17 protein-coding genes are annotated in these 15,490 nt (G+C 32.3%); 4 read left to right on the top strand and 13 right to left on the bottom strand.

The genetic code is table 11. From position 1 onward, the window contains the following. Positions 1-91 precede the first annotated feature (91 nt). Complete coding sequence (locus NSU06_RS01905; RefSeq protein ID WP_049414301.1) at positions 92-589, top strand: GNAT family N-acetyltransferase; 498 nt, start codon at positions 92-94, stop codon at positions 587-589. Between the two features lie 53 nt (positions 590-642). Here the strand turns inward: NSU06_RS01905 and NSU06_RS01900 are convergent, their stop codons facing one another. The 11 genes from NSU06_RS01900 to pgsB all read right to left on the bottom strand — a co-directional run bounded on the left by NSU06_RS01900 (position 643) and on the right by pgsB (position 10,689). Continuing rightward, on the bottom strand, positions 643-846 hold the full coding sequence (locus NSU06_RS01900) for a hypothetical protein (protein ID WP_017175053.1): 204 nt from the start codon (positions 844-846) through the stop codon (positions 643-645). Positions 847-986: 140 nt separating this feature from the next. Continuing rightward, entirely contained in the window at positions 987-1,889 is a 903-nt protein-coding gene (sdaAA, locus tag NSU06_RS01895) for an L-serine ammonia-lyase, iron-sulfur-dependent, subunit alpha (protein WP_019835129.1), read from the bottom strand. A gap of 13 nt (positions 1,890-1,902) precedes the next feature. After that, positions 1,903-2,589 carry a serine dehydratase beta chain gene (locus NSU06_RS01890; protein WP_017175055.1) on the bottom strand — a complete coding sequence of 229 codons (687 nt, stop codon included), beginning with the start codon at positions 2,587-2,589 and terminating at the stop codon, positions 1,903-1,905. Between the two features lie 2 nt (positions 2,590-2,591). Beyond that, a complete protein-coding gene (locus tag NSU06_RS01885) occupies positions 2,592-3,635 on the bottom strand; it encodes a PTS sugar transporter subunit IIC (protein WP_019835130.1) in 1,044 nt (347 codons plus the stop codon). A gap of 388 nt (positions 3,636-4,023) precedes the next feature. Then, on the bottom strand, positions 4,024-4,317 hold the full coding sequence (locus NSU06_RS01880) for a hypothetical protein (protein ID WP_049420454.1): 294 nt from the start codon (positions 4,315-4,317) through the stop codon (positions 4,024-4,026). 243 nt (positions 4,318-4,560) lie between these two features. After that, positions 4,561-6,042, bottom strand: a complete 1,482-nt coding sequence (xylB, locus tag NSU06_RS01875) for a xylulokinase (RefSeq protein ID WP_049420455.1) — start codon at positions 6,040-6,042, stop codon at positions 4,561-4,563. 190 nt (positions 6,043-6,232) lie between these two features. Next, entirely contained in the window at positions 6,233-7,831 is a 1,599-nt protein-coding gene (locus NSU06_RS01870; RefSeq protein WP_017175059.1) for a gamma-glutamyltransferase, read from the bottom strand. Position 7,832: 1 nt separating this feature from the next. Then, the gene (locus NSU06_RS01865; protein WP_002488200.1) at positions 7,833-7,994 is read right to left on the bottom strand and encodes a hypothetical protein; all 162 of its coding nucleotides are present in this window, start codon (positions 7,992-7,994) and stop codon (positions 7,833-7,835) included. Next, a complete protein-coding gene (locus NSU06_RS01860) occupies positions 7,984-9,054 on the bottom strand; it encodes a CapA family protein (RefSeq protein ID WP_017175060.1) in 1,071 nt (356 codons plus the stop codon). The genes NSU06_RS01865 and NSU06_RS01860 overlap by 11 nt, the downstream gene beginning before the upstream one ends. 23 nt (positions 9,055-9,077) lie before the next feature. Next, a complete protein-coding gene (gene pgsC, locus NSU06_RS01855; RefSeq protein ID WP_017175061.1) occupies positions 9,078-9,530 on the bottom strand; it encodes a poly-gamma-glutamate biosynthesis protein PgsC in 453 nt (150 codons plus the stop codon). Between the two features lies 1 nt (position 9,531). Then, positions 9,532-10,689, bottom strand: coding sequence for a poly-gamma-glutamate synthase PgsB (pgsB, locus tag NSU06_RS01850; protein ID WP_017175062.1), 1,158 nt, complete (start codon positions 10,687-10,689; stop codon positions 9,532-9,534). Between the two features lie 350 nt (positions 10,690-11,039). Here pgsB and NSU06_RS01845 point away from each other — a divergent pair, with 350 nt between their 5' ends. Beyond that, a complete protein-coding gene (locus NSU06_RS01845) occupies positions 11,040-11,345 on the top strand; it encodes a hypothetical protein (RefSeq protein WP_048762467.1) in 306 nt (101 codons plus the stop codon). A 281-nt stretch (positions 11,346-11,626) separates the two neighbouring features. Here the strand turns inward: NSU06_RS01845 and NSU06_RS01840 are convergent, their stop codons facing one another. Beyond that, the gene (locus tag NSU06_RS01840) at positions 11,627-12,604 is read right to left on the bottom strand and encodes an alpha/beta hydrolase fold domain-containing protein (RefSeq protein WP_048762244.1); all 978 of its coding nucleotides are present in this window, start codon (positions 12,602-12,604) and stop codon (positions 11,627-11,629) included. Positions 12,605-12,765: 161 nt separating this feature from the next. Between NSU06_RS01840 and NSU06_RS01835 the strand changes: the two genes are divergently transcribed. After that, entirely contained in the window at positions 12,766-13,728 is a 963-nt protein-coding gene (locus tag NSU06_RS01835) for an L-lactate dehydrogenase (protein ID WP_340779209.1), read from the top strand. Between the two features lie 54 nt (positions 13,729-13,782). Here the strand turns inward: NSU06_RS01835 and NSU06_RS01830 are convergent, their stop codons facing one another. Continuing rightward, positions 13,783-14,109: a thioredoxin family protein gene (locus NSU06_RS01830; RefSeq protein WP_017175066.1), complete on the bottom strand. Its 327-nt coding sequence runs from the start codon at positions 14,107-14,109 to the stop codon at positions 13,783-13,785. A 206-nt stretch (positions 14,110-14,315) separates the two neighbouring features. On the opposite strand from NSU06_RS01830, the gene NSU06_RS01825 reads away from it, so the two are divergent. Next, positions 14,316-15,368: a zinc-dependent alcohol dehydrogenase family protein gene (locus tag NSU06_RS01825; RefSeq protein ID WP_048762247.1), complete on the top strand. Its 1,053-nt coding sequence runs from the start codon at positions 14,316-14,318 to the stop codon at positions 15,366-15,368. Positions 15,369-15,490: the final 122 nt, after the last annotated feature.

Here is a 15,490-nt window from a genome sequence, read left to right as displayed (position 1 = left end):
TAAATAAAATGTTAGATTATATGACATATATTTGATTTAACTTCATGCAAGTGCTTAAATTAACAATAAATACTATAAGTAGGTGCTTATCATGATTAGAAAAGCAGAACGTAAAGATTTACCTGATATATTAAATATTTATAATGATGCCATACTGAATACAACGGCTGTATATACTTATAATCCACAAAGTCTTGATGAACGAGAAGCATGGTTCGAAACAAAAGTGCTTGCACACGAACCTATATTTATATTTGAAATAGATAATAAAGTTGCTGGGTTTGCCACGTATGGTCAATTTAGAAATTGGCCAGCCTATTTATATTCTATTGAGCATTCTATATATGTAAATAAAGATTATCGTGGAAGAGGCGTGGCATCACATTTACTCGAGCATTTAATTGATGATGCTAAACACCGCCAGTATCGCACTATAGTTGCAGGCATAGATGCATCAAATGAAGCAAGTATTAAACTTCATGAAAAATTCAATTTTAAACATGCTGGTACGATTGAAAACGTAGGCTATAAATTTGAACGTTGGCTTGATTTAGCTTTCTATCAATATGATTTAAATACGGATAAATAACTCATAAAAAAATCGAGATCTTGTTATTCACATAACTGTCTCGACTTTTTTGTTTATTCTTCATCTCTAAGGCTATCTATTTTTTCATGTTTTCTATTTTCAAGCATAAAACACACATAGTAAAAAAGAAATACAAACATTATACTCATGGACATTGATTGAAGTAAAAGATTCTCCCAAGTTCCTTCGATCGTCCATACACGTGTTAACGTTGTATTAATGATGAAGGCTAAAAATAAGAGATATAATCTAAGCATATCATCATCCCCTTTTGAGTTATTTTATATCCAAAAGTGAAATATTGCAATTACTTTTTTGAAATTTTCTGATAATTTAAGGCGTAAAAAAACCACTCTTGAATATGTTGTCATTCAAGAATGGTTTAGGATTTTAAATGTTATGAAAAACTATTGACTGGGTCTTCTGCATTACCAAAGATTTTTTGTTTAATGGCTTCTCCTGTTGGTGTACCTGCTAAACCACCTAGTCCAGTTTCTCTAAGTTGTGCAGGTAAGTTTCGCCCTACTTTGTCCATCGCTTCGATGACTTCATCGACTGGAATTCTACTTTTCACACCAGCTAAAGCTAAATCAGCTGAAATTAATGCATTTCCTGAACCAATGGCATTACGCATGACGCATGGAATTTCAACAAGTCCAGCCACTGGGTCACACACAAGGCCTAATAAGTTACTAATAGCTAATGCCATCGCATGACCCGAAGCTTCTGGTTCACCACCAAAGACAGATACTGCAGCTGCTGCTGCCATAGCTGATGCTGAACCTACCTCTGCTTGACAACCTCCCGTTGCACCAGCAACACTCGCATTATTTGCAACCACACGTCCAAATAATGATGCAACAAATAGAAAATCAATCATTTGATCTTCTGTTAAACCATGTGTTTTTTCTAATTTAAATAATACGCCCGGAATCGTACCGGAGGAACCAGCTGTCGGTGTTGCACAAATAATCCCCATTGCTGCATTGACTTCATTTGTTGCTACAGCGCCTTTAACTGCTTCCATCATTTCATGGCCTGATAAAGCATGATAATTCTCGTTGTAATCACGGATTTTAGCTGCATCATGTCCCGTATAACCTGTGACACTTTCTACCCCATCTCCTGTAGTCCCTTTAACTACAGCATCACGCATGACTTGTAAATTTTCTTTCATTAAATCTCTAACTTCATCACGTGATTGACCTGATAATTCCATTTCTTCTTGAATCATAATATCCGCGAATGACATATTGTTTTCAACAGCATAATCTATAGTTTCTCTAATTGAATCGAACATTTTTAATCCTCCTTTATTTTATATAGGATATATTTAAGTGATTATATTTTTCTTTGATTTGATTTAATGTTGATTCTTTGATTGCTTTTGTTAACGGTAAAACAACTAAACTATTATCATCATCTGTTTCAACCAATTCTTCGTCTATACTTACGCCAAGTTCGTTTACTTCATTTAAGAAATGATTCACTTCCGACTTATTTTTAGATCCATCCATGACTAAAATGGGTAAGCCATGATTAAAGTTAACATCTATACCTTCAACACTAATTCTTCTCAATTTAATGGTACCGCCACCTATAGAATTACCAATCACTTCAATATGACGTCCATTTGCTTCAGCAATTAAATAAGCACAATTTGGATGTTCTCCAATACTTTCTCCATCTTCTTCAATAATGTCAACATGAATACCTAAATCGTTAGCAATAGTTAATGAATCTTTAATTCGATTATCGAACGTACTATAACCCATTGCACCACCTACAATTGCTAAATCTGTACCATGCCCTTGGTGTGTTTTTGCGAATGATTCATAATAATGAATTGCTAATGTTTCTGGTTTAATGCCTCCGAGTACATTAAAAGCAGCATTCCCTATTTTTACTGCTCCAGCTGTATGAGAACTTGAAGGTCCCATCATGACTGGTCCAATAATATCAAACGCACTTTGATAGTCATAACTTTTTTTAGTAGCCATTCTTAAACACTCTCCTTAGGTTGTTTTTGTTTAGATGGTAATTTGATAGATAAATCCATGAGATTGAATTTTTTAATCAATGTACTGATCGCGAACGCCAAAATGATACTTGAAATTGCTACAGCAATGATTGTAATTACTGCTTTCATAGGTGTATTAAAGCCAAACAATACAATTGCACCAGCAATTGGTGTAGCCATACCTTTTACATTTATTACTAGTCCACTAAATGTTACAATACATGCATTTACTACACCAATCAAGGCATTTGTTCCATATAATTGTAATGGATATTTAGCAATTAAATCAATTTGAGTGAGCGGTTCAACAAAAACTGCAAATGCTTTAGATGGACCACCAATGTTTAATCTACTAAACATCACGTAGTTAACAAATGAAGCGCCTGTACAAGTTAATGCACCGATTGCCATTGGTACACCTGTTAAACCCAATAAGCTTGTCAGTACCATTGAACTTAATGGTGTCATACCTGTAACTGGAATGACTAATCCAAGTATCACTGCTAAAGCGTATGGATGACTGTCTCCTACAGCAGTAATTGCACCACCAATTTGTTGCAATACAGCCATTACTCCTGGGCTAATGACTGTTGCTAAGCCAAATGCAACGGCTGGAGCAATTAAAATAACTGCAATTAAGTCTAAACCTTCTGGTACTTTTTTCTCAATAAATTTAATACCAAATGAAATAATATACGCTGCAATAAATGCTGGTAATAATTTAAAATCATGTAATACTAAACCAACGATAACTGCAAATACTGGTGAAATACCTAAATTAACACATGTCAAAATTCCTACTGCAACGCCAGCTAAACTCCCTGCTAAATCTCCAATCACTTGGAAGAAGTGAATATGGAAAACGCCACCTATCGCATAACTTAAGAATGCCTGTGGCAAGAAAGTTGCACACGCTGCTCCCGACAGTGCTTGTAATCCTTGTTTTCCATATGGTGCAAAGTTTAAGAAAAGTGTCATTACAATTAATACTAATACAAGAGTCCCAACGCCTAAAATAATATTCATTTCCCGATAACCTCTTTCTCTCTAATTTCCTAGCCAATGTCATAGTACACCCCTTGGAAAACGTTTTCAACACCTAATACAGTAAATCTAAAATTTATTTGTGAAATAATTCACATTTTAAGTATTTTAACGAATTTAATTTTCATGTAAAAAAAATTAGACGCAAAATATTAATTTTGTTCATAAAAAAACAGTAGAAACGAGAAATATACTCACTTCTACTGAAAAAGATGTTTATAAATACACTCAGTTATAATACATCTTTTAGTAATATGAATGTTCACCACTTGATTGAATTTTATCAATTATTTATTGTTTTCTTACTCACTCTATTTCTTAATGGGGTGGATCTCTTATACACACAAACATACTTAACTATATCGTTTTACTATTCTAAAACGTTAGAATAAGTTGTTATATTTTGCGTATCGATGAGTGTATACATGATATAACATAAATCATGAAAATGATTGGAAAAAAGTTGAAAGGATAGAAATGGCATTTCTAAACATGCATACTTATTATAAATTGTACGAATGTATACATAATATTCTAGTAATAATCGTTTAAATAATACATTTAGGAAAAGATTCATAGAGGGTTTTAAATCATTAGAATTTAAATAAAGGGTCTCAATCATATTTACGTGTGATAGTTGATCAATGAAATGAGTATCGTTCATAACTATCACTCCTTTCCATACTTAACAGATAGTGTTATTTGGAATGAGGAATTTATATATATTATTTAATATCTATATTAGATTTTTGTCAATATATTTGTCATAAATATAATATTTTAATTATAAAAAGGAATGTTAATCGGAATTTACTATTAAAAAAGTAGGGACATAAAAACGATGTCTGTCCCTACTTTGTCATCTGATTCTTCGAGTTTCTTTCTAAATAATCATGGGCTAAACGCTTTAAATCTTTAATAATGCTTCTGTAAGTTGATGTGTATGTTGATAGATTTGTTTATAAATATTGTAATAAGATTCATATTGTTGGTGTCGTTGCAAATTTGGTTCATATATATGTTCAACGTCTATAAATTGTGCTACACAGTCATCAAAAGAATCAAACCATTGTAATCCATACGCCGCAATCATTGCTGCCCCCATACTTGGTCCTTCTTCATGCTTCAATTTACGTATAGATGCATTGAAAATATCAGCTTGCATTTGAAGCCAAAATTCACTTTTTGCCCCTCCACCAATTGAAGTAATATGTGTAATTTCTTTTCCCGCTTCTCGCATCAATTGAATTGAATCATATAAAGAAAAGGTAATACCTTCTAGTACCGCTCGTGCAAAGTCTGATTTAGAATGGTTACCGCTAATACCAATGAAACTCCCTCGAATAAATGCATCGCCATGTGGTGTACGCTCACCAGCTAGGTAAGGCGCAAATAATAAACGATTTGCACCTATTGACGAGGTACTCGCTTGTTTAACAATTTCATCAAACGTATCGTTATCAAAAAATGTTCTCTTTAACCAATTAAGACTATATCCTGCAGCCAACGTTACTCCCATTGCATAATATGTATTTGGAACACTATGATCAAAAAAATGTATATTATTTTTATACTGCGTTTGATTACTTTTTTCTACGTTTACGATTACACCAGAAGTACCAATACTACATAATGTATCATTATCATTGATTATACCTGCACCAATGGCACCACAGGCATTATCTCCACCCCCAGCAAATACTTTTACTGGAGATGTAAAACCAAGTTCACTCGCTAAGGGGCCTTGAATCATTCCAACTTCGTCTGTGGATTTCACAAGTGATGGATAAACATCTCCTATATCAAATGTATCTCCAACTTCTTTTGACCAATCATGCGTTTCTGGACTAAGAAGAAGCGTACTTGCAGCGTCAGAATATTCCATGTGAATCTTACCTGTTAAACGATAACGTACATAATCTTTAGGAAGAACGAACACATCTACTTTCTTCCATAGTTCAGGTTCATGAGTACTTACCCACATCATCTTAGGAAGTGTAAAACCCTCAAGAATCGGATTTCCATTTAATCGCTCTCCATAAACCGATCTAATTTGCTTACATTGTTCTGAATTACGTGTATCATTCCAAAGAATAGCATGTCGTACAGGGTGACCTTCTTTATCTAAAGCTACTAGCCCATGCATTTGCCCTGAGAATGAGATACCCTTCACTTTATATAATTTCATTTCATCAGAATGATTTAACTGATATATGCCTGTTTTAACTGCATTAAACCATTCCTCTGGATCTTGTTCACTATATCCAGGTTGGGATTGTATTAAATTTAAAGGCACACTTGTTGAAGTAATCACATGGCCTGATTGATTTACCGCAATAATTTTAACTGCGCTAGTTCCAAGATCAATACCTAATACTGCTTCTTTCATACGACTCACCCTTTATATCACTATTCATATAATTATATTAATGACAATTTATTATTTTTATATTTTCTATTATATATAAATTAAATTTAGCTATCTATGTATTTATGATAGCGTTTTAAATAATTATTTCAATACTTATTTTAAGTAAATAAAAAAAGGACAAAAACCGATTGATTTTTGTCCCTTTTTATTATCTGTTTCCTACATCTTGTCCAACTTCCACTGTTCTATCTTGCTTGTTATAAACCGCACCTTGAACACTACCAAAGTTAGGATCGTTACGTTTTTCTTCTACACCAAAACCTAGACTTTTGAAAATATTGACATCATTATCATCCATAGCATTTTCATAGAAGATTGTTCCACCATCATTATAAAAACGTGGCTTATTAATAGATTCTTGTAACGTCCCATTTCCTCTTAAATAATCTACAATGACTTCATTAAGAATCGTTGGAATTTTATTTCCTCCAGGCGAACCAATACCCATATAGAAGTCGGGTCCAACAATAATAGTAGGTGACGTATAAGAACGTGGTGCTTTATGTTTCTCACCATAGTTTGGACTGTTTGGATCTGTTGAAAAGTTTGTTAGCGAGTTGTTCATATAAAAACCTTCTTTAACATATTTACCTGTTCCAAAGAAGCTTGATAATGTATTTGTAGTACTTGCTAACTTACCGTTCTTATCAATCACTACAAAGTGTGTTGTACTTGTGTTATCAATACGTTGTGTATTGAAGTCACTACCTTGTTCGTCAAAATTGATACCGTTAATCTTATCTAATAAATAATCTTGAGACAAGTAGGTATTGCTACTAGATTCTTTGCCATTAACAATATCTCTATTTCGATACATAATATCACGAGATTTGACAATCCCTGTAATATAATCTGTACGATCATTTGCAGAATTTACGCTTTCATCAATCTTCAAACCTTGTTCCATTAAGATTCCACCTAATGGGTTAGATGCAGCATAAACAGTATTGTTTAAATATTTTGTACTAATAGGTTTCTTTTCTTCTGTCTTTACTTGTTTAAAATCCTCTTCAGTGAGTTGATTTTTTAATTGTTTAGATAAACTTTTTCCAATATGATTATAAAAATAATCCGGTCCTTTATCTCGAATTTTCTTTAAAGTATTTGCTAAAGCAGGTTGTTTTACAATTGCACCTTCACGAACTGTACGCTTGCCTTTAAAGAAGGGAGAGTTTCGATCAATGTCAGAACCAAATAATTTCAAGCTACGTTCTAACTCTGAATCTACTTCAAAGCCATCTTCAGCTAATGGAATGACATAGTTTAAGATTTTTTTCTCATCCATTTTACCTTCTTTTTCATGCATATCATGTAAACCGCGTACAAAACCGGGTGTCCCTATTTTATCTCCCTTTTTGTAATTAAATGAAGATGTTGTTTTATATTCATACATGCGAGGTTCTTCACCATTTTTACCATCGTATGTAAGTGTAGCGCCGCCACCACCTAATCCAGATGAATGAGGTTCTGTTACTGCAAGCGCGTAAGCGACACCTTCCGCTGCGTCAACTGCATTACCACCATCTTCAATAATTTTATTACCTACACGTGTTGCGATAGCATTGTTTGAAGCGACACCATACGTTTTTTGCTCATCAGAGGTTGCTGATTTACGGTTAGCAATCTTGTTTTCATATAGATCATCTTTATCAAGTTTATCTTCTTTATTAAAAAAATAAAATATAAATGAGATTAAAATTGTAATCACTAAAATGACTGATAGTGTCACTTTATTATAGATATTCATACTACTTGGCCCCTTTAGATAAATATTGCTCCGTGGCTTTATTTAATTCATTTTTTTCGTAATTATCGAGACCTTCATTTGCTCTAGCAAATGTAACCATTAATAAAATAGCAATAATAATGAGTGTTGTAACAATAGGTAACCAATGTTGTTTAATATTCAAAAGAATACCCCCCATTCTTTTCTTTCAGATGAATTGTTTTATCTTTAATATTATTGTAATAACGTTGTGACTCCATACTATTCATATGATCTTTTGTTAATTTTCCATCTGCAGAGCGAACAGGTGTAATTTGAAATTGATGATGCTGACCATCCCAATCATGTTGAACAACTATACTTTTTTGATTTTTTGATAGAAAATCAGCAGAGGTTAAATTTCCTAAACTATAAAAAATACTAGCATGTTTATATTTCTCAATACTTTGTATAACTGTATTATGGCCAATGATTACATCTGCACCTGCATCAACTAATGCATGGGCATAAGCTTTTTGGCGATCTGTTACATTACGTTCGTTAGGAATCCCCCAATCTACGTTCACAACTACAAGATCATTGTTTTCCTTTAAGTTTTTAATTAATGGTACAAAAATTTTGGGATCTAAGCTAATAGATGTCGTATTTTTTAAAGGATCTTCATAATACGATTCAATATCTGTGAACGAAACATTAGCGACTTTTTTATTTTTAACTTTTTGTTGCACTGTTTTACTATTAATTGGATTCGAACCATTTCCAGTTAAAAAATTATAATCTGTTTGTGCTTCAACTTTTTTGGATAAATCTTGCGCTTGTACATTATCTATAGTGCTATTAATTAAATTGATACTTTTAATATTTTGTTTTTTTAAAAACATAATGTTTTCTATGTTTTTGTTTATATTTTCTTTAGGATTTTTAGAAAATTGGTTCACATATAAAGAAGCTGTGGAAAAATCACTTTGTTGTAATGGCTGTCTTAAACTTTTAAAAACATCATTTAAATTGACTTTTCTGATGTCATTATTCAAAGTGATATTTCCTAAATATGTATTTCTAATACTATTACCCGAATGTGGCATCGCCTCTACAGGTTCAACTTTAACAGCTCGAATAGCAAAAATTAGAAGTACTACTGTGATAACTAAGACAATAAACGTATACAAAAAGTTTCTTCGTTTATGTCGTTTCGATTGCTTAAGTAACCATTCGCTCGCTGATAATCGTTTTTTCTTTTTCATTATTATGCGCTCCTCGCTCGCGATTAATTAATAAAGCTATATAAGAACAAGATGACATAAGTAATACATGTTAATAACATTGTCGTAGCTAATGTAATTACAACACCTTGTTTTTGAATGGTATTGGCAATAATACCAGGAATAACAACTCCGATACCTGAAACCTCTACAACTTCAAATGGAGTGAGTGGATAAATTAAATCAAAAACAAATTTTAGAACCATACCAGTTAAAATCATCGCTGCAAATTTACGTCTACCATAAAGAATGACCCATCTACTAATACCAAACGTAACAATAAAATAAGTGAGACAACTAATGACCAACACAGATAGTAACATAATGGGTTGATCAAAAATAAGTGCTAAATAACCAGGTACAACAAGACCTGCGGGATTAATCCCAAATTTTTCTGCAAAAATTAAACTTAATACAATACCAACAAATAGGGAAAAGTATAATTCCGAACCTATCATTTTATTCTATCCCTTCTATAAATTCTGCTATTTTTCCACCTGGACCATGAATATTTCCAACACAAAATATGAGTGCCTGATGTGATTCACTAAGAATCGCTTTTTCTATATCTGAAAAATCATGATTTTCAAGGTTTATGTATGTTTTTTCAGGTAGATGTTGCATTAAATCTGTAACCATTTGCGTGCTTTTTCCTGTACAAATTAAGGTATCGAATTCGACGTCCTCAATAAAATTCTCAACGAACTGTCGCGTTCGATCCACCCTGTCAGAACGACAGTTAAGAATCACTACTTTTTTTGTATAAGGATAATCGTATGATTCTACTTTATTTAATATCGCTTTCGTAGACTGAGGCTCATTAGCAGCAAACGCATTAACAAATACATTTTTTGTGTTATTTGCATTAAAATATTTAATTTCAACCGCTCCTGGATCAGGAGGTGCATTTAACATGCCGCGCAGTGCAACGTCTTTTTCAACTCCTACAGCTTGCGCTACACCTAAAGCGATAGCGACATTATCAGGAAATACTAAATAATTAAATTTCCTTAAGTATGATTCAGGTATATCATTTTTATCTACAACAATAAGTTCAGTTTTACGTTTTTTAGCTTCCTTAGCAAAAAAGTCTGTAAACTCATCCTTCATGACTACTAATTTTCCATTTCGGGGAATCGTTGCAGTAAATGCTTGAGCAATATCTTGAAGTGTCGGCCCTAATACGTCCATATGGTCTTCCATAACATTGACAATGACACCAATATTCGCTTTTACTAAATCTTCTTGAAAGACAATTTGATAATCTGGATTCACTGCCATACATTCATTAACAAGCGCATTGCCTTTTTGCTTAACTACTTTTTGCACAATGTCTCTTTGTTCTCCTATGTTGGCGCCTTGCGGTTTTCTAAGGACAGGATATTCTTTCTCTGTAAACCAATACAACATTCTGGCATCAGTGCCTGTTGTTTTACCAATGACATGATATTGATCTTCTCGCAAAATACTATAAATCATTCTTGTAATAGTTGATTTACCACGAATACCATTAATATTTATTCGTAGAGGAATCTTATTTAAACGGTGTGTATGTCGCTTTTTCTCTCTAATTCCTAGAAATAATATCAAAGCGATACAAATGATAATGAGAATCAAACTGAAGTCCCTCTCTTTAAACATATTTTTTCTTTCATTTAATATTATCTTAATGAATGCGTTAAACACTTTAATAAGGGTATGCTATCATCTTAATATTTAGTCAGTTTTAAAAATGTAAATATTCAGTTAAAAATAGTATAAAATTATAAAAAAGTTAATAGAATATCAATATTTTCTCGAATAAATTATTGATTATTTCAAATTAATATCGACAAATTTAATTACCTTACATTTATTAATAGTAAATCGATAAATATTTACTTCTTATTTACATTTACTTAAAACTCTCATGTTAGTTTATAAGTAAACATTGCTATGACTCTAGGAGGACATAAATGGATAAATCTATGGCTAAACCTGTTAAAATTGCAGTTGGCATTTATCTTTCTTTAGTTTTACTGGCTTGTTCTAGTTATCTCATCTTTATTTTGATTGGCAGTCTACAAGGAAATGACATGAGTAATTCTGTATTAGATACTGATCATCGTTATATCAACAACAGTTCTCAATCTTCTCACGAGACAATCAATAAAAACAAATCACCACATTCGACTTCAAATTTTACTGAAATAGAAAAAGAAGATGCCCTATCTTCACATAACGATACTATTAATACTGAATATAAAGAAACAGATACTAACTCTAGAGAATAATACAAGTTAGTATCTGTTTTTATGTTTATATAAAATGCGAATTAATATGTTACTTACTGCTAGACTATTAATAAGTGACATGTTTTTATTGAATTTTGCTGAAATTTTACAACCTAAACATTCGATTTTCAATGCATTTCAAATTCTTAGAATGATATTCATTTTACTCATTATTTTATTATTATCTTTTTAAAAAAACAGCCTAGTCATATGTGCTATCATAGATGTTTTATTCTTTATTCGAGTGCTTTTAAAAATAACACCAATGTTCAAACTAGTATTTAATCTTTTCCCATTATATTTTTCAGTTGTGTAAAGAACTTTTGACGTTCTGGTAATGGGAAAATAGGATAAATATGGAATAAGTTATAACCAGGTGTAAAATCATGTTCAATTCCTTTATCATTTAACATTTTAGAGAGCTTTAATGCATCTGGATATAACGTTTCTTTTGTGCCTATAAAAATAGATATACGACCAAGACCCTCTAAATCTCCGTTAATTGGCGATATTTTATAGTCTTCTATTGGCGTATCACCAGACCATAATTGAATGAAATATTTACTTCCTTCAATTCCTAGCATAGGATCTACTTTTTCATATTTTTTAGCTTCAGGATTATTAAATGTTGCATCAAGAACTGGAGACAGCATCACAATATGTCCTGGTTGTGGTAATTGTGTTTCTTTTTTAAGATATTGTGCAAATGATAAAGCGATTTGACCGCCTGCTGAATCTCCCATTATCGTCATATGTTGCGGATTTTCAACTTCCAATATTTCTTTTTGATAAATATTTTTTAGTAATTCAAATGTTGTTCGATAGTCTCTGTGAGGTACTTTAGGATAAACAGGCATAATCACTCGTGCATCCAATTCTCCTGCAAGTTGATCAATAAAATCAAAATGATTATCTAATGGATCTTGGAACCAAGCACCACCATGAATGTAAAGCACAACATCTTGATGAGGTTCTCTTTTATCATTAACAATATATGTGACAGATCCATTAATACTTCTAGTATGCGCACGATGTTTAAATTCATAATCCGTCCCATCATATTTACCAGCTGTTAAAGGTTTAACTTCCTCTAATGCTTTTTTAGCATCATTCGTATTTTCAAATGTTTTTTTCATTCCAGACATACGAATATATTTTTCAGTAATAAAGCTTTGATAACTGCGTTTTTCTTTTACTTTAATGTAAGCTAAAGTTCCAAGAATTGCAGATGTCGCTACGGTTAATAATCGTTTTTTCATCTTTTGACCTCCTATACTCTATATTATTATATACCTCAGAGTCGTTATATTTTAGTAAATCGCTTATTCAACTTTTAAATATTTAAAAAAGTAGTGATAAGTGCTATTCTAAATATAATTATCAGAATTTTTATTCTATTTTAGAAAGTAGGTTATGCTGAATGAAAAGAAATAAAATTGTGCTGATTGGTAGTGGATTCGTAGGTTCTGCGTTTGCACATACAGTTGTAGCTAAAGGACTAGTCGATGAACTAGCTATTATTGATATTGATGAAGATAAAGCAAAAGCAGATGTATGGGATTTAAATCATGCTACACCTTTTGGTGATAAGTTTGTAGATGTACATCTTGGTTCGTATAGTGATTGTAGTGATGCTGATATCGTCGTGATCTGTGCAAGTGCAAAATTAGATAAAGGTGACACACGTTTAAAATTATTAGAAGATAATGTGAATATCTTTGTGCCTATGATTCAAAAAGTCATTGCTCATGGTTTCGATGGTTATTTTGTACTTCCATCTAATCCAGTCGATATTATGAGTTATGTTATAAAACGTGTGTCTCAATTTCCTAAGAATAAAATTATTGGATCAGGAACTTCATTAGATACAGCTCGCTTCGAATTTTTCTTAAGTCGCACGTTTGATGTGGCACCACAAAATGTCTATGCGCCTGTTATTGGCGAACACGGCGATTCTCAAGTAGCTGTTTGGTCTCATGCTCAAATTGCCGGTGAACCTGTCCTTGATTTACTGAATAAAGGAGTAGACCAAACCACGTTCAAACAATCTATCGCTTCGCAAACCACTCAAGTGGGATATGATATTTACGTTCGAAAAGGTACTACAAACTTTGGTATATCATTAAGTTTAGTACGTATTGTAGAAGCTATTTTATTTAATAAAAATGTGATTATGAATGTTTCAAGTTATCTTGAAGGTGAATATGGACTAAATGACCTTTATATTGGAACGCCAACAGTGATTAACGGTAATGGTGCTGATCGTGTCATTGAACTGAAATTGGAAGAAGATGAACTTACTCGTTTCAAACAATCAAGTCATATTATTTTAGAGCATCAACAACGTGCTGATGCTCTCATTGAATCAATTTTAAATAAATAGTAATAAAAGAGCCTAAACACAACAATTCATTTATCGTGTTTAGGCTTTCTTAACTTATTTTAAACTCTCATGCATTAAACTTAATTGGTGCTCAAAATCTTGCATATCAATAAAACGCGCTTGTCGATGCATTTCTTTTCCGTCCAAAAATATTAAATCCACTGGAACAGTAAATATAGATAGTTCTCCCGCAATAGCTTCTACATTAGATTGATTGATAACAGCAAAATGGACTTTAGAATAATCATTGACGATATCTTCAATTTGTGGCAATACCGCATGACATACTGAACAATGATTCCGCATAACATGAATCACTACTAATCGATGCGTTTGAATAAATTGATGAAATTGTTCTATACTTTCAATATTTTTAGTCATATTTTCACCTACTTATTTAATTTAACGGTCTCGTTCTCTTATACATACTTATTTTACGATGTTACACTTATTTTTTCATCTAAATCCTCTTGTTAAATACGTTCAACAATAGTTCAATGATTTTCTCTTCAAAATAGAATACATCTTATTAAATTAATGTTATAATGTTTGTGAAATAATTCACAATTTATATTGGAGGAATCAACATGAAAGCTTACATCTATGAAAAACCTGGCGTAGCTAAGCTCGTCGATAAAGAAAAACCAGTTGTTACGGAAAGTACTGACGCTATTATTAGAATGGTCAAAACAACAATTTGTGGTACTGACTTACATATTATTAAAGGAGACACACCTGAAGTTCCTCAATATACTACATTAGGTCACGAAGGTATTGGTATTGTTGAATCTGTTGGTTCGAATGTCAATAACTTCAAAGTCGGCGATAAAGTCATTGTGTCTTGTATCTCATCTTGTGGCAAATGTTATTACTGTAAAAAAGGTATCTATGCTCATTGTGAAAATGGAGGTGGATGGATATTAGGTCATCTTGTTGATGGTACGCAAGCAGAATATGTGAAAGTCCCTTTTGCAGATAATTCTTTATATCATGCTCCTACTTCTTTACCTGATGAAGCACTCGTGATGCTTTCAGATATTTTACCGACTGGTTATGAAATTGGTGTATTAAAAGGAAAAGTAAAACCTGGTAGCACTGTTGCTATTGTAGGTGCTGGACCAGTTGGATTAGCTTCTTTATTAACTGCTCAATTCTACTCACCTTCAAAAATAATTATGATTGATTTAGATGATCATCGTTTAGCTACAGCCAAAAAATTTGGAGCGACTCATACAATTAATTCTAGTCATGTGAATGAAGCAATTAAACAAATCAAAGATATCAATCATCGTGGCGTCGATGTTGCTATTGAAGCAGTTGGTATTCCAGCAACATTTGATTTATGTCAAAAGTTGATTGGCGTCGATGGAACAATTGCTAATGTTGGTGTTCACGGCTTACCCGTTCAATTTGATATCGAAAAATTATGGATTAAAAATATCAACGTTACAACTGGTTTAGTTTCTGCTAATACCACTGAAGAATTGTTGGAAGCACTCAAATCTAAAATCATTCAACCTGAACAACTCGTGACACATTATAGTAAATTAAGCGAAATTGAAAATGCTTATGACTTATTTAGAAATGCTACAGATCATAAAGCAATCAAATTATTAATTGAGAATGATATAACTAAATAATGTTGTGTATTAAATAAAAAATAAAAGAGAAAGATTTCTTTTTGAATTCGTCGCCCTACTATAGCAAAGAGAACTAGCATTGAAAACCTTAAGACAACACCTTTTCAATTCAGTCATCGACC

This window comes from Staphylococcus sp. FSL W8-1270 (assembly GCF_038007165.1).
Classification (GTDB): Bacteria; Bacillota; Bacilli; order Staphylococcales; family Staphylococcaceae; genus Staphylococcus; species Staphylococcus hominis.
Note: the sequence above shows the minus strand (reverse complement) of the source record. Positions and strands in the feature narration are given on the sequence as shown.

Coding starts and splice junctions, on each gene's coding strand:
- NSU06_RS01905 (WP_049414301.1), top strand. CDS start 92: ATGATTAGAAAAGCAGAACGTAAAGATTTACCTGATATATTAAATATT.
- NSU06_RS01900 (WP_017175053.1), bottom strand. CDS start 846: ATGCTTAGATTATATCTCTTATTTTTAGCCTTCATCATTAATACAACG.
- sdaAA (WP_019835129.1), bottom strand. CDS start 1,889: ATGTTCGATTCAATTAGAGAAACTATAGATTATGCTGTTGAAAACAAT.
- NSU06_RS01890 (WP_017175055.1), bottom strand. CDS start 2,589: ATGGCTACTAAAAAAAGTTATGACTATCAAAGTGCGTTTGATATTATT.
- NSU06_RS01885 (WP_019835130.1), bottom strand. CDS start 3,635: ATGAATATTATTTTAGGCGTTGGGACTCTTGTATTAGTATTAATTGTA.
- NSU06_RS01880 (WP_049420454.1), bottom strand. CDS start 4,317: ATGAACGATACTCATTTCATTGATCAACTATCACACGTAAATATGATT.
- xylB (WP_049420455.1), bottom strand. CDS start 6,042: ATGAAAGAAGCAGTATTAGGTATTGATCTTGGAACTAGCGCAGTTAAA.
- NSU06_RS01870 (WP_017175059.1), bottom strand. CDS start 7,831: ATGAATATCTATAATAAAGTGACACTATCAGTCATTTTAGTGATTACA.
- NSU06_RS01860 (WP_017175060.1), bottom strand. CDS start 9,054: ATGAAAAAGAAAAAACGATTATCAGCGAGCGAATGGTTACTTAAGCAA.
- pgsC (WP_017175061.1), bottom strand. CDS start 9,530: ATGATAGGTTCGGAATTATACTTTTCCCTATTTGTTGGTATTGTATTA.
- NSU06_RS01845 (WP_048762467.1), top strand. CDS start 11,040: ATGGCTAAACCTGTTAAAATTGCAGTTGGCATTTATCTTTCTTTAGTT.
- NSU06_RS01840 (WP_048762244.1), bottom strand. CDS start 12,604: ATGAAAAAACGATTATTAACCGTAGCGACATCTGCAATTCTTGGAACT.
- NSU06_RS01835 (WP_340779209.1), top strand. CDS start 12,766: ATGAAAAGAAATAAAATTGTGCTGATTGGTAGTGGATTCGTAGGTTCT.
- NSU06_RS01830 (WP_017175066.1), bottom strand. CDS start 14,109: ATGACTAAAAATATTGAAAGTATAGAACAATTTCATCAATTTATTCAA.
- NSU06_RS01825 (WP_048762247.1), top strand. CDS start 14,316: ATGAAAGCTTACATCTATGAAAAACCTGGCGTAGCTAAGCTCGTCGAT.